We start from the raw sequence: 14219 nt of genomic DNA, 5'->3' as shown, positions 1-14219 counted from the left end.
GGCAAGCCTTAGAACTGGTCTTCCGGCAGGCCCAGGACGCCGGCGCTGCCGTCGACGATGGCGGTGCGCAGGCTGCTCGATTGCGACAGGATGTGGTCTGCGAAGAAGCGGGCGGTGGTGATTTTGGCTTTGTAGAAGCCTGCGTCGCCTTCGCCTGCGCCCAGCTTGCGCTGCGCGATCTGCGCGGCGCGAGCCATCTGCCAGCCGCCCAGCACGATGCCGGCCAGCTTCAGGTACAGCACGGAGCCGGAGAACACGGCCTTGATATCGCTCCTGGTGTTCTGCACCACGAAGTCCACCACGTCGGACAGGTCGTTCAGGCCCTGCTCCAGGTTCTTGCGGATCGCGGCGAAATCGGCGCCATCGCTCAGTTCAGCAGCGGTAGCACGCGCCTGAGCGATCAGGCCCTTGGCAATGGCGCCACCATCGCGCACGGTCTTGCGGCCAACCAGGTCATTCGCCTGGATCGCGGTGGTGCCTTCGTAGATGGTCAGGATCTTGGAATCGCGGTAGTGCTGTGCTGCGCCGGTTTCTTCGATGAAGCCCATGCCGCCATGCACCTGCACGCCATCGCGCGTCACGTTCTCGGACATCTCGGTGGACCAGCCTTTGATGATCGGCACCAGGTATTCGTAGATCGCCTGGTTCTGCTTGCGCACTTCCGCATCAGCGTGATGGTGAGCGTAGTCGTAGTGGGCCGCACCAACGTAAGCCAGCGCACGCGCGCCTTCGACCTGGGCGCGCATCGACATCAGCATGCGGCGCACGTCCGGGTGGTTGATGATGGTCACGCCAGTCGGGGAACCATTCAGGTCCTTCGACTGCACACGCTCCTTGGCGAAGGCCACAGCCTGCTGGTAAGCGCGTTCCGCCACGCCCACGCCCTGCATGCCGACGCCGAAGCGGGCTGCATTCATCATGATGAACATGTATTCCAGGCCGCGGTTCTCTTCGCCCACCAGGAAGCCGGTGGCGCCACCGTGATCGCCAAACTGCAGCACGGCGGTCGGGGAAGCCTTGATACCCAGCTTGTGTTCGATGGAGACGCAATGCACATCATTGCGCTCGCCCAGCGAACCGTCGGCATTGACCATGAACTTCGGCACGATGAACAGCGAGATACCCTTCACGCCTTCCGGTGCGTCCGGCGTACGCGCCAGCACCAGGTGGATGATGTTCTCGGCCATGTCATGCTCGCCGTAGGTGATGAAGATCTTGGTACCCGAAACCTTGTACGAACCGTCGCCCTGCGGCACAGCGCGCGAACGCACCGCGGCCAGGTCGGAACCGGCTTGCGGTTCGGTCAGGTTCATGGTGCCGGTCCATTGACCCGTCACCAGCTTTTCCAGATAGATCGCCTTCTGCTCGTCGCTGCCTGCGGTCAGCAGCGCTTCGATCGCGCCATCGGACAGCAGCGCCACCAGTGCGAAGGACAGGTTCGAGCCGTGCAGCATTTCCACGCACGGGGTGCCAACCAGCTTGGGCAGGCCCTGGCCGCCGAATTCGGTCGGATGCTGCAAGCCCTGCCAGCCCGCTTCAGCGAACTGCTTGAAGGCTTCCTTGAAACCCTTGGAGGTCGTTACCTTGCCATCAGCCCAGCTGCTTGGTTCTTTGTCGCCCGCGTGATTCAGCGGAGCGATCACGCCACTGACGAACTTCGCATTCTCTTCGAGCACGGCTTCCGCGGTTTCCGGCGTAGCGTCCTCGCAGCCCGGCAGCGCGTTCACGCCGGACAGGTTGGCCAGTTCGTTCATCACGAACAGCATGTCTTTCATTGGGGCTTGATAGCTCATGTGAGTCTCCAAAGCGGTGGGCCGCTCATATTTTTAAAACCAGGGGCAAAAAACGAGTGGCTGCCACAGGGTGGCAGCCACTTGGGTTACGACTGTGGTTATTAACCCAGTTCTTTGACCAGCTGCGGCACAACTTCAAACAGATCGCCAACGATGCCGTAGTCCGCCACGGAGAAGATCGGTGCTTCAGGATCTTTGTTGATGGCGACGATGGTCTTGGAGTCCTTCATACCAGCCAGGTGCTGGATCGCGCCGGAAATACCGACGGCAATGTACAGCGACGGCGCCACGATCTTGCCGGTCTGGCCAACCTGCCAGTCGTTCGGCACGAAGCCTGCGTCCACGGCAGCGCGCGATGCGCCCATTGCTGCGCCCAGCTTGTCGGCCAGCGGTTCCAGGATCTTGAAGTTGTCGCCCGAGCCCATGCCGCGGCCACCGGACACGATGATCTTGGCAGCGGTCAGTTCCGGACGATCGGACTTGGCCACTTCGCGGCTCACGAAAGCGGACTTGCCGGAATCGGCAACAGCAGCCACGCTTTCCACGCCAGCGGAACCGCCGGTAGCGGCAGCGTCAAAGCCGGTGGTACGCACGGTGATGACCTTCACTTTGTCGGACGATTGCACGTAGGCGATCGCGTTACCGGCGTAAATCGGACGCTCGAAGGTGTCAGGCGAATCGACCTTGGTGATTTCGGAGATCTGGGCTACGTCCAGCTTGGCGGCAACGCGCGGCAGGATGTTCTTGCCGTAGGCGGTAGCAGGAGCCAGGATGTGGGAGTAGGAACCAGCGATCGCCAGCACCTGCTCGGCGACGTTTTCAGCCAGGCCATCGGCGAAGTGGGCTGCGTCAGCGTGCAGCACCTTGGTGACGCCAGCGATCTTGGCGGCTGCTTCGGCAGCAGCACCGGCGTTGGCGCCGGCAACCAGCACGTGCACGTCGCCGCCGCATTGTGCGGCGGCGGTCACGGTGTGCAGGGTGGAGCCTTTCAGGCTAGCGTTGTCGTGTTCAGCGATTACGAGTGCGACCATTTTGAGAATCCTTTGAGTTAGCCTGAATTAGATGACTTTAGCTTCGGTGCGCAGCTTGGCAACCAGGGTTGCTGCGTCAGGCACCTTGATGCCAGCGGAACGCTTGGCAGGCTCGGCCACTTTGATGGTCTTCAGGCGCGGGGTCACGTCAACGCCCAGGTCTTCCGGCTTGACGGTATCCAGCGGCTTCTTCTTCGCCTTCATGATGTTCGGCAGGGTCACATAACGCGGCTCGTTCAGGCGCAGGTCGGTGGTGACGATGGCCGGCAGGGTCAGGGACAGCGTTTCCAGACCGCCGTCCACTTCGCGGGTCACGGTTGCCTTGCCGTTTTCCAGCACCACTTTGGACGCAAAGGTCGCTTGCGGCCAGCCCAGCAGCGCAGCCAGCATCTGGCCGGTCTGGTTGGAGTCATCGTCGATCGCCTGCTTGCCCAGAATGATCAGCTGCGGCTGCTCTTTGTCAGCCAGCGCCTTCAGCAGCTTGGCCACAGCCAGCGGCTCCAGTTCGGTCGCGGTCTCCACCAGAATGCCGCGGTCGGCGCCGATCGCCATTGCGGTGCGCAGGGTTTCCTGGCACTGGGTCACGCCGGCGGACACGGCCACGATCTCGGTCACTTTACCGGCTTCCTTCAGGCGGGTCGCCTCTTCCACGGCGATCTCGTCGAATGGGTTCATCGACATTTTGACGTTGGCGATATCCACGCCAGTGCCGTCGGATTTGACGCGCACTTTGACGTTGAAGTCGACGACGCGCTTGACAGGTACCAGGACTTTCATAGGTGTGCCTTTGAAAAAGTGATAAGTAATATAAGTGGGCTAGATTATATGAGAATTCAACTAGTCCGATCGAATAATAGCACGATCGTGCGTTTTTTAAACGTCATCCGGCGCCGAAAAATCAACAGCCGGAATTATAACTTGGGTTTTGCGCGTGACCTTATTTGCGCTGCATCAGGAAGGTGAACTCGGTGCCGTTCTGCACGTGGGACAGCAGGGCGTTACCGGTCTGTTTGGCGAACGCCTGGAAGTCGCGCACGGAACCCGGATCGGTTGCCACAATGCGCAGCACCTGGCCGCTTTCCAGCTCAGCCAGTGCCTTCTTCGCTTTCAGAATGGGCAGCGGGCAGTTCAGGCCCCTGGCGTCGAGGTCCTTGTGAAATTCCATGGTCTCGGGTTCAAGTAGTGTGTCGCTCATCAAATTCTCACTGGTTACTACCGATGTTCCGACATACTACTCCAAATTACGGCGCGTGACGCACTGCACCAAAATAGTTCGAACATCGTTGCAAAGTCACAACGGCCTTGCAATTAAAACAAGCCCCGCGCCCTTAGGTACGGGGCTTTACCGCCTTTAGATACGCTGCTCCACCCATGCTGCAACGCCACTCAGTGCGCTCGGCAGGCCGTCTGGATTGGTGCCGCCCGCCTGCGCCATATCAGGGCGTCCGCCGCCTTTGCCGCCCACTTGTTGTGCAACGAAGTTGACCAGCTCGCCTGCTTTAACCTTGCCGATGGAGTCAGCAGTCACACCGGCGATCAGGCTCACCTTGCCGTCGTTGACGGAGGCCAGCACGATGGCGGCGGACTTCAGTTTATCCTTCAGTTTATCCATGGTTTCGCGCAATGCAGTGACATCCGCACCTTCCATGGTGGCGGCCAGCACTTTCAGGCCTTTCACGTCGACGGCCTTGTTCACCAGCTCGTCGCCCTGGCCGGAAGCCAGCTTGGACTTCAATGCCGCCAGTTCTTTTTCCAGTGCTTTCACCTGGTCCTGCACGGCGCCGATCTTGACGGTCAGCTCTTCCGGGTTGGCTTTCAGTGCGGCAGCCGCTTCGTTCAGCTTGCGTGCCATGCCTTGTACCAGCGCCAGCGCGCCCTCGCCCGTCACGGCTTCCACGCGGCGGATACCCGCTGCCACACCGCCTTCGGAGACGATCTTGAACAGGCCGATATCGCCGGTGCGATGCACGTGTACGCCACCGCACAGCTCTTTGGAGGAGCCGATGTCCATCACGCGCACTTCGTCGCCGTACTTCTCGCCGAACAGCGCCATGGCGCCGTGCTTCACGGCGTCGTCGAAGGACATGTGGTGCGACTCGGTCGCTGCGTTAGCCAGGATCTCGGCGTTGACGATGGCTTCCACCTTGGCGATTTCCTCGGCGGTCATCGGCGCATTGTGGGAGAAGTCGAAACGCGCCTTGTCCGGATCGACCAGCGAGCCTTTCTGCGCCACGTGGCCGCCCAGCACTTCGCGCAGGGCTTTGTGCATCAGGTGAGTTGCCGAGTGGTTGCGGATGGTGCGGCCGCGCGAATGCTGGTCCACTTCCGCGCCGACCGCGTCGCCCACTTTCAGAGAACCTTGTTCAACCACGCCGTGGTGGCCGAACACGTCAGCCTGGATCTTCAGCGTGTCTTCCACGGTGAAGCGGCCGGTAGCGCCGGTGATGAGACCCTGGTCGCCCACCTGGCCGCCGGATTCGGCGTAGAACGGCGTGGTGTCCAGCACCATAATGCCCTGCTCGCCCGCTTTCAGTTCCTGCACCGGCGCGCCATTGGCGTACAGGGCAATCACTTTCGAGTTGTGCGCCAGCTGGTCATAGCCGACGAACTTGTTCTTTTCGCCGCTGTATTCAACATTGGCAGCCATCTTCTTGAACTTGCCGCCTTCGCGCGCTTTCTGCTTCTGCGCTTCCATCGCGACGGCGAAACCGGCTTCGTCCAGCGTCACTTCGCGTTCGCGGCAGATATCGGCGGTCAGGTCCAGCGGGAAGCCGTAGGTGTCGTACAGGGTGAAGGCGGTGGCGCCGTCCAGGTTTTTCGGGTCCTTGGCCAGCTGCGCTTCCAGGATCTTCATGCCGTTTTCCAGGGTCTCGCCGAAACGCTCTTCCTCGGCCTTCAGCACCTGGGCTACGCGGTCCTTGGCTTCCGCCAGTTCCGGATAGGCGGCGCCCATTTCATTGTTCAGGTCTTCCACCAGCTTGTAGAAGAAGGCTTTGCTCTGGCCCAGCTTATGGCCGTGGCGCAGCGCGCGGCGGATGATGCGGCGCAGGACATAGCCGTGGCCTTCCGGGCCAGGGATGATGCCGTCAACGATCATGAAGGAAGCAGCGCGGATGTGGTCAGCGATCACGCGCAGCGATTTGTTTTCCAGGTCGGTGGCGCCGGTTTCGCGCGCAGCCGCCTTGATCAGCGCCTGGAAGGAGTCGATCTCGTAGTTCGAGTGCACGTGCTGCAGCACGGCGGCCAGACGCTCCATGCCCATGCCGGTATCCACGCAAGGCTTCGGCAGCTTGTGCATCACGCCCGCTTCGTCGCGGTTGAACTGCATGAACACCAGGTTCCAGATTTCGATGAAGCGGTCGCCGTCTTCCTCCGGCGAGCCTGGAGGACCACCCCAGATGTCCGCGCCGTGGTCGTAGAAGATCTCGGTGCAAGGACCGCATGGGCCGGTGTCGGCCATCTGCCAGAAGTTGTCCGACGCGTAGCGCGAACCCTTGTTGTCGCCAATACGGATGATGCGCTCTTTCGGCACGCCGATTTCGTTCGCCCAGATATCGTAGGCTTCGTCGTCTTCGATGTAGACGGTCACGGTCAGCTTTTCAGCCGGCAGCTGGTAGACCTTGGTCAGCAGCTCCCACGCGTAATTGATCGCATCGCGCTTGAAATAGTCGCCAAAGCTGAAATTGCCCAGCATCTCGAAGAAGGTGTGGTGACGCGCGGTGTAACCCACGTTTTCCAGGTCATTGTGCTTGCCGCCGGCGCGCACGCAGCGCTGCACGGTGGTGGCGCGGGTGTACGGGCGGGTATCCTGGCCCAGGAACACATCCTTGAACTGCACCATGCCGGAGTTGGTCAACAGCAGGGTCGGGTCGTTGCCTGGCACCAGCGGGCTGGAACGGACAATCGTGTGACCTTTGGATTCGAAGAATTTCAGGAACTTTTCGCGAATTTCAGCAGATTTCATGTCGTATTGGATTAGGTTGCAAGCTGGTGCAAAGGGTTGATTATACGTGAAGCCCGAACCGAAAAGCAGGTGGCAGGCTCTAAGAGCCAGCCACCCGTTCCGCGCCCCGTGCCAGGGTGGCTGGCACCGCGTGCCTGCCACCAGGGGTCGCCTTGGGTTCTAAGCGAAAGTAGGAGGGATCAGATCAATGCGGTCCGTGCAGAATCCGTCCACGCCCCAGGCGAGGATTTCCCGCGCTCGTTCGGGATCGTTGACGGTATAGCAAAACAGGCCAAAGCCCGCTTCTTTGATCGCGCGGGCGGTCGCCAGCGTCAGATTTTTATGGTTGGTGTGGATCGCCACCGCATCCAGTTCGCCGGCGATATGCGCCCAGTTTTCCGGCAGCTGATCAAAAAGACAAGCCCGCGGCAGGTCCGGCGCAGCATCGCGTGCCGCGGCCAGTGCCGGCATGCTGAAAGAGGACAGCAGCGGCAGCCCGGCCGGATCGCCCGCCGCCACTTCCGCCGCGAAGCGCGCGCGCGTGGTGTGCGCCACCCAGCGGCCGGTGGCTTCGTCCATGCCATCGGTCGGCTTGATCTCGATATTCATCCAGATCCGCTGCGCCATGCAGTAATCGACAAATTCCAGGAACAGCGGCACCGGCTCGCCGCGGAACTCCGGCTTCAGCCAGCGGCCCGCGTCCTTCTTCGACAGCTCGGCCGCAGTGTGGTCCACCACCCTGCCCTCGCCGTAAATCGTGCGGCCAAATTCCGGGTCGTGCATGACCACGCCGATGCCGTCTTTCGACAGCATGACGTCAAATTCGACCGCATGGAAACCGTAGGCGAGGCCGGCGCGCAGGCCGGCAATGGTGTTTTCCGGCGCCAGCGTGCCGCCGCCACGGTGAGCGACAATTTTCGGATAAGGCCACATGGTTTGAAACACTACCACGGCTGAATCGGTTAAGCTAACGCTCCCTGAATTTAGTATGGAACAGACAACATGATGCCGAAGGCCCTTGGACATATTCGCGTACTGGATCTGAGCCGCGTGCTGGCCGGTCCGTGGTGCTCGCAGAACCTGGCGGACCTGGGCGCGGACGTGATCAAGATCGAGCGTCCCGGTGCGGGCGACGATACGCGCGCATGGGGTCCGCCATATGCCAAAGATGCTTCCGGCGCCGATACCACCGAGGCGGCTTACTACCTCTCCGCCAATCGCGGCAAGCGTTCGGTGACGGTCGATATCTCCAGGCCTGAGGGCCAGGCACTGATCCGCGAATTGGCCAGGCACGCCGATGTGGTGCTCGAAAACTACAAGGTCGGCCAACTGAAGAAATACGGCCTGGATTACGACTCGCTGAAGCAGGTCAAGCCGGACCTGGTCTACTGCTCGGTGACTGGTTTCGGCCAGGACGGTCCATACGCGCACCGCGCGGGCTATGACTTCCTGATCCAGGGCATGGGCGGCCTGATGTCCGTGACCGGCGAGCGCGATGATCTGCCGGGCGGTGGTCCGCAAAAAGCCGGCGTGGCGCTGACCGACCTGATGACGGGCATGTATTCCACCATCGCGATCCTGGCCGCCCTCACCCATCGCGACCGCACCGGCGAAGGCCAGTATATCGACATGGCACTGCTGGATGTGCAGGTGGCGATGCTGGCCAATATGGGCTCGAACTACCTTAACAGCGGCAAGCCGCCCAAGCGCTGGGGCAATGCGCACGCCAACATCGTGCCTTACCAGACCTTCGCCTGCTCGGATGGCTACATCATCGTCGCTACCGGCAATGATGGGCAGTATCAGAAGTTTGTTGAAGTGGGCGGGCGTGCGGACCTCGCAACGCACGAACGCTATGCGACCAACCCGCTGCGCGTGAAGAATCGCGATGAGCTGGTGCCGGTTCTGGCCGAGATGGTGAAGGCCAAACCGCGTGACTGGTGGATCGAGCAGCTGGAGGCGGTTGGCGTGCCGTGTGGCCCGATCAACGATCTGCACGACGTGTTCCAGAATCCGCAGGTACAGGCGCGCGGCATGGTCATTGAGACGCCACATCCGACGGCGGGCAAGGTCAAACTGGTGCGCAGCCCGATGCGCTTGTCCGCCAGCCCGGCGGAAACCGACGTCGCGCCACCGCTGCTGGGACAGCATACCGAGGAAGTGCTGCGCGATGTGCTGGGACGCAGCGAGTCCGATATCGCCACCTTGCGCGATAAAGGCGTCGTTTAATTCGGCGCTGCGTGGACGGCGGATCAATGATCCGCCCTACATCACAGGCGTTCGCCGACGCCATAGCGGACGCCGGATCGATCAATGCACTGCGACGTAGGGCGGGTCGTTCTGACCCGCCGTTGCTCAGTGAAGGTGCTGTTTGAAATCGAACAGCTCACTGTGCATATGATTCACCGCCGCCTTCAACTCCTGCGTCACCGGCAAACCGCTCGAACAGCAGCGGCGCGCGCGGGCGCCCAGCACTTCCATATCGGTCACCAATCGCGGCACATCGCCGAAGTCCTGGCTCGCCAGGATTTCGCAGATATCATCCGAGCGGCGATCCAGCTTTTGAATGTATTCGCGCAACTCGCCGGACAAATGGCGTTCGGCGGACAGTTGCTGCGCCGCCAGACTAACGGCCAGCTGCACATTGTTCAAACGGCTGCGGATCTCGTTGTCGTGCATCATGATCTCCTCCATTCGAAAACGGCACGGGCTGTGCCGATTCTTTTTGGAGTTGCGCGCGCTCGGGCCGGTTCCGCGTAGCAGCCGCGTGTTTGAGCTAGCTCAACGCTTGCAGACGCTAAGCGAGGTGGCTTGCAGGATTTCCCCTTCAGCCGACTGCACAAAGGCCACCAGCGCCAGCTTGTCCGGATTCGCGCCGCGCGGAATTGGCAGCGATTGCGCCACACGCACCGTGCTGCCGCCTGACACGGCCGTGGGTACCAGCCAGTCACGCACGACATGATCGTGATGCAGCAAGCGCCCCTTGTTCTCGCCTGCGACGACCTGGCTGCTGATGCCGTCCTCAGTCAGCGCGACGTGCAGCTTGGCCGCCCGTGCAGCACTGGCACGAACTTCAACCGGCAGCCCGCTACTGTCGGCCGCGCCAACTGTAATCGCGATCGCCGCTTGGGCCTGCTGGGCATTGATGCGCTCCACCGCTGCGGACATGCCGCCCGGCCAGCCGCGCAATTCGCGTCCGCCGACGAAGAGTTCCGGCGTGTAGATCGTGTGCGTGCGCGCCAGATCGCTCAGCCAGCGCTGGCGTTCCGTGAACAAGGCACGCGAGAAGGGATCTTTCCAGCCGAGGTAGTTCCAGTAGTCCACATGCAGCGACAGCGGAATGAGCTTCTCCGACGCCCGCAGCTCGCCCAGATACTTATCCGCCGGCGGACAGCTCTCACAGCCCTCCGACGTGTACAACTCCACCAGCGCCACCTTATGGGGTGGGCTCTGCACTGAACACACCCCAGCGACCACCGCTGCCGCCAACGCCATCGTGAATTCCATATCCGCCTCCCAAGTTGATAATACTTGGTCTGGCAAACACGGCAATCCTTACAAACTGGTCAACGGCGTTTAAGGCAGCGCACGTTCAGGTGGCCAGGGCGGCCGCGGGAGGCGTCGCAATGGGAGTCAGGTTGCGCAGGCGGAGGGCAATGAGCAAGGCTCCGGCCAGAAGGCAGCCAAGCAGGACGACAACGCCGTTCCAGCCGCGGTGCGCCCAGACCACTCCGCACAGCCAGCCGACCACGCTGGAACCCATGTAGTAGAAGAAGAGGTACAGCGCTGACGCCAGCGCCTGAGGTGCGCGGGCACGGCGGCCGACCCAGCTGCTGGCGATGGAGTGGGAAGCGAAGAAACCAAAGGTGTACAGCGCCATACCGCCCACGATCAGCACCAGCGAGCCGGAAAGCGTCAGCAGCAGCCCCGCAAACATCACCGACAACACCAGCCACAGCACGCCGCGGCGACCGAACTTGTCAGCCATACGGCCCGCCCACACTGAGCTGAAGATACCCAGCAGGTACAGCAGCGAAATGCCGCCCACCACGCTCTGACGCAGCGAGAATGGCGCGTCCAGCAAGCGGAAGCCGATGTAGTTGTAGGCGCTGATGAAGCAGCCCATCAGCAGGAAGGCCAAGGCAAACAGCCACGGCAAACCGTCATCGCCAAAGTGCTGGCGCATGCCGGACGTCAGCCCCGCCAGGCCTCCCTTGCCCGGACGGAAGCGGCGCGACACCGGCAAGCTGCGCCAGAATTCCATCGCCGACAACAGCCCCGCCATGCCCATCACACCCAGCGCCCAGCGCCAGTCCAGGAAATCGCTCAGTACGGAAGTAATCATCCGCCCCAGCATGCCGCCAAACGCGCTGCCGGAAATGTACAGCCCCATCGACAGGCCCAGCGAGGCCGGTTCGATCTCCTCGCTCAGGTAAGCCATGGCAATCGCCGGCATGCCGCCCAGGCCCAGGCCCAGCAGCGCGCGAATCACCAGCAATTGTCCGAAATTAGACGCAAAAGCGCTCAAGAGCGTCATTACCGCGCCAATGAACATTGCGGCGCCCATGATCGGCTTGCGGCCAAAGCGGTCGCTGACCACACTGGACACCAGCAGCGACACCGCCAGCGCCCCAGTCGAAATCGACAGCGCCAGACTGGCCTGCGCCGGCGTTAAAGAGAACTCATGCCCGAACAGCGGCAGCAGCGGTTGCACGCAATACAACAAGGCGAAAGTCGAAAAGCCGCCAAAGAAGAGCGCGCGGTTGGTGCGCTTGAATTCGGGGGAACCTGCGGAGATAGCTGGGGTGTTCATGGCAATCATCTTAGGATTGCTCATTAATACTGTCCAATATATATTTGAGGCGTTATTAATCGCTATAACAGATTACTAAGCAGATTACTGAGCAGATTACTGATGGAATTACGCCACCTGCGCTACTTCGTCGCCGTCGCCGAAGAACTCAGCTTCACGCGCGCCGCCGAGCGCCTGCACATTGGACAACCGCCGCTCAGCCAGCAGATCCAGGCGCTGGAAGCCGAAGTCGGCGCGCAGCTGTTCGAACGCAGCAAGCGCTGGGTGCGGCTTACTGAAGCGGGCAAGCTGTTCCTGGAAGATGCACGCCAGATCCTCGCACAATCGGAACGCGCGGTCGTCACGGCGCGGCGCGCGCAGCGTGGCGAAGCGGGCGAACTGCGCGTCGGCTTTACTTTCTCGACGCCGTTCACGCCGCTGTTTGCGAAAGCGATCAAGCGCTATCGCCAGCTGTATCCGCACGTGTCGCTGACCTTGCACGAGATGGCGACCTTGCACCAGCTGGAGGCCATCGAAACGCGCAAGATGGACCTGGGCTTTGTGCGCCCGCCTGAAGTGACGCTACCGGAAGCGCTCACGCTCACGCACCTGCGTGACGATCCGCTGCTGCTGGTGCTTCCTTCCGATTCGCCGCTGGCGCACAAGCGCAAGGTCAAGGTGAAAGACCTGGAGAAACTGCCGTTCGTGATGTATCCGAAAGACGCCGGCACCGGTATCTACTTTCAGATTTTCCGGCTATGCCGCGCGGCAGGCTTTGTGCCGCAGATTGCGATGGAGGCGGGAGAAGCGTCCACCATCATTGGGCTGGTGGCGGCGGGGATCGGAGTGTCGGTGCTGCCGAGTCCATTCCACAGCATTCATATGGAAGACGTGGTGTACCGGGCGCTGGATGATGAGGCGGCGGCCACTTCCCTGCTGCTGGCGCAGCGCAGGGAAGACAGCTCGCCGCTCGTCGAAGCGTTCGTAGCGCTGGCGCGCGACGAAGCAGATCAGTCGTAATCGGCTTCGAGTTCCGAGCCAGCGTAGTTTTCCAGCTCCGCGAACAGGGTCTTCATGGCCGAGCGGCCAGGGATCTTTTGCAGCACGGTGCAGGTGCGGCGATACAGATCGATGCGATGCATCAGCACCGGATGATGCTGCGCAGGCACCAGCGTCACCAGCTGCGCCCAGCCGGTTTCGAAGTCCGGCTTATCCTTGCGCACCGCTTTTACGAAGCGCTCGAATTCCTTCTGCCCGGTACGTGCAACGATGCGGCCCTTGCCTTCCGCTGCGAAGATGATGGCCAGCGCGATCACGCCTTCCGCGTTCAGGTCCTCGTCCTTGATCGGACCTTCCGTGTTGTGGCGACGCAGCCAGCTGGCAAGACGCACGATGCCCTGCACTTCATGGCGCTGCTGCAGCTGCGACTGGAACTTCGACACGCCATCCCAATTCGCATTCGGATCGGTGTAGCAGATATCGAAGAACAGATCGCGCAGGCGGCGCTGGGCGTACACCGGGTCGGCATCATATTCGCCGATCAGCGTATCTTCCGGCATCGCCGACAAATCCTTCAGTTGGCGGAAGCCTGCCTGGAAGGCTGCTTCGGGACCATGATCCACCAGGAAGTCCAGCGCAGCCTGATCGCTGTCCACCGTCAGCAGCTGCTCCAGGCCGAGCGACACGCCGCCCACAGTCAGATTGATCGCCTTCTGAATGCCTTCCGCCGTGCGGTTGTTGGTGAACTTGTCCGCGACGTTGGCCGTAATCGTGGCCAGTTCCTCGGCCAGAATCACCGCTGCGTCCGGACGCGGATCGCCCGGCAGCAGCTTGATGGCGCGCGTCAGGCGCGGCAGGTTTTCTTGTACGAGTGCCGGCAGCATCAGTTGAAGATCCCAGTGCCCATGGAGCGGCGCGCACGTTCCTTGCCGCTCGCGCTGCGCGTGGTCGGCACCTGCTTGCGCAGGCGGTACAGCAGCTCCTTGGTGCTGCGCTGCAGGTGTTCAGGTTCTTCGTCCGGGTCGTCGCTGAACTCCGCGTCGGCCAGATCGGCGCTGTGGCGGAATTCCGGGAACAGTTCGAACAGCGCGCGGTCCCAGCCGTCTTCATTGGCTTGCGCCAGCGCGACAGCGATCGGCACGATATCGTTGTCGGCTGCGGTCTGGCCGGTCAGATAGGCGCCCTTCGAAATCACTTCTCCCGCCACTTCCAGCACATCGCGCGGCGCCATCGAGAACAGGATGGCAAACGCCGTGCAGCCCCAGTCGGTGGCCGAAGCTTCCTTCAGCAATTCGACGCGGCGCTCCTCATCTTCGGTACCGAACACGACGCCGTGGATGTGCGCGAACAGCGATTCGGCGATGCGCTCCGGATCGTCTTCGATCATATCGTCGGACCAGGTCGCGGCCAGGTAGGCCAGGCTTTCCGCCCACTGCTTCGGCGGCACCAGCAGCGTGGCCAGCGACAGCTTGCCACCGTCGAAGCCGGACATATGCAGCGCCGTCACATGCGGCGGAATATTCTGCAGCACTTCCACCACGGCCAGGTCACCGTGCTGTTCGGCGGCTTCGGCAAAGGCTTTCTCGGCATGCTCCAGCGAGCCTGCCAGTACGAGTTCGGTGACCTGCTTGCTGATTGCTGGCAGATTTTTATCGGACATC

General features: G+C 61.8%; 13 protein-coding genes. 2 read left to right on the top strand and 11 right to left on the bottom strand.

All coding sequences use genetic code 11. The annotated features are described in order from the left end of the window. Positions 1 to 8: 8 nt before the first annotated feature. The 6 genes from AB4Z19_RS16370 to ugpQ all read right to left on the bottom strand — a co-directional run bounded on the left by AB4Z19_RS16370 (position 9) and on the right by ugpQ (position 7700). The gene (locus AB4Z19_RS16370) at positions 9 to 1793 is read right to left on the bottom strand and encodes an acyl-CoA dehydrogenase (protein WP_442035620.1); all 1785 of its coding nucleotides are present in this window, start codon (positions 1791 to 1793) and stop codon (positions 9 to 11) included. 101 nt (positions 1794 to 1894) lie between these two features. Beyond that, positions 1895 to 2824 (bottom strand): electron transfer flavoprotein subunit alpha/FixB family protein, encoded by a 930-nt coding sequence (locus AB4Z19_RS16365; RefSeq protein WP_442025109.1) that lies wholly within the window; start codon positions 2822 to 2824, stop codon positions 1895 to 1897. A 27-nt stretch (positions 2825 to 2851) separates the two neighbouring features. Beyond that, positions 2852 to 3601: an electron transfer flavoprotein subunit beta/FixA family protein gene (locus tag AB4Z19_RS16360; RefSeq protein WP_442025111.1), complete on the bottom strand. Its 750-nt coding sequence runs from the start codon at positions 3599 to 3601 to the stop codon at positions 2852 to 2854. Positions 3602 to 3761: 160 nt separating this feature from the next. After that, positions 3762 to 4019: a sulfurtransferase TusA family protein gene (locus AB4Z19_RS16355; RefSeq protein ID WP_442035619.1), complete on the bottom strand. Its 258-nt coding sequence runs from the start codon at positions 4017 to 4019 to the stop codon at positions 3762 to 3764. A 156-nt stretch (positions 4020 to 4175) separates the two neighbouring features. Next, complete coding sequence (gene alaS / locus AB4Z19_RS16350) at positions 4176 to 6788, bottom strand: alanine--tRNA ligase (RefSeq protein WP_442025115.1); 2613 nt, start codon at positions 6786 to 6788, stop codon at positions 4176 to 4178. Positions 6789 to 6947: 159 nt separating this feature from the next. After that, the gene (gene ugpQ, locus AB4Z19_RS16345) at positions 6948 to 7700 is read right to left on the bottom strand and encodes a glycerophosphodiester phosphodiesterase (RefSeq protein WP_442025123.1); all 753 of its coding nucleotides are present in this window, start codon (positions 7698 to 7700) and stop codon (positions 6948 to 6950) included. Positions 7701 to 7769: 69 nt separating this feature from the next. Here ugpQ and AB4Z19_RS16340 point away from each other — a divergent pair, with 69 nt between their 5' ends. Continuing rightward, on the top strand, positions 7770 to 8996 hold the full coding sequence (locus tag AB4Z19_RS16340) for a CaiB/BaiF CoA transferase family protein (RefSeq protein WP_442025117.1): 1227 nt from the start codon (positions 7770 to 7772) through the stop codon (positions 8994 to 8996). A 126-nt stretch (positions 8997 to 9122) separates the two neighbouring features. Here the strand turns inward: AB4Z19_RS16340 and AB4Z19_RS16335 are convergent, their stop codons facing one another. From AB4Z19_RS16335 to AB4Z19_RS16325, 3 genes are all read right to left on the bottom strand, one after another. Continuing rightward, on the bottom strand, positions 9123 to 9449 hold the full coding sequence (locus AB4Z19_RS16335) for a hypothetical protein (RefSeq protein WP_442025119.1): 327 nt from the start codon (positions 9447 to 9449) through the stop codon (positions 9123 to 9125). A gap of 99 nt (positions 9450 to 9548) precedes the next feature. Beyond that, positions 9549 to 10274 carry a DUF1223 domain-containing protein gene (locus AB4Z19_RS16330; protein WP_442025121.1) on the bottom strand — a complete coding sequence of 242 codons (726 nt, stop codon included), beginning with the start codon at positions 10272 to 10274 and terminating at the stop codon, positions 9549 to 9551. 85 nt (positions 10275 to 10359) lie between these two features. Further along, entirely contained in the window at positions 10360 to 11604 is a 1245-nt protein-coding gene (locus tag AB4Z19_RS16325) for an MFS transporter (protein WP_442035618.1), read from the bottom strand. Positions 11605 to 11682: 78 nt separating this feature from the next. Here AB4Z19_RS16325 and AB4Z19_RS16320 point away from each other — a divergent pair, with 78 nt between their 5' ends. Beyond that, a complete protein-coding gene (locus AB4Z19_RS16320; protein ID WP_442035617.1) occupies positions 11683 to 12579 on the top strand; it encodes a LysR family transcriptional regulator in 897 nt (298 codons plus the stop codon). On the opposite strand, the gene AB4Z19_RS16315 is transcribed toward AB4Z19_RS16320, so the two are convergent. After that, positions 12570 to 13442, bottom strand: coding sequence for a hypothetical protein (locus AB4Z19_RS16315; RefSeq protein ID WP_442035616.1), 873 nt, complete (start codon positions 13440 to 13442; stop codon positions 12570 to 12572). The two genes, AB4Z19_RS16320 and AB4Z19_RS16315, sit on opposite strands and share 10 nt — an antisense overlap. Next, positions 13442 to 14218 (bottom strand): hypothetical protein, encoded by a 777-nt coding sequence (locus tag AB4Z19_RS16310; RefSeq protein WP_442035615.1) that lies wholly within the window; start codon positions 14216 to 14218, stop codon positions 13442 to 13444. The genes AB4Z19_RS16315 and AB4Z19_RS16310 overlap by 1 nt, the downstream gene beginning before the upstream one ends. Position 14219: the final 1 nt, after the last annotated feature.

The organism is Pseudoduganella sp. RAF19 (assembly GCF_052114165.1).
Lineage (GTDB): Bacteria > Pseudomonadota > Gammaproteobacteria > Burkholderiales > Burkholderiaceae_D > Rugamonas.
Note: the sequence above shows the minus strand (reverse complement) of the source record. Positions and strands in the feature narration are given on the sequence as shown.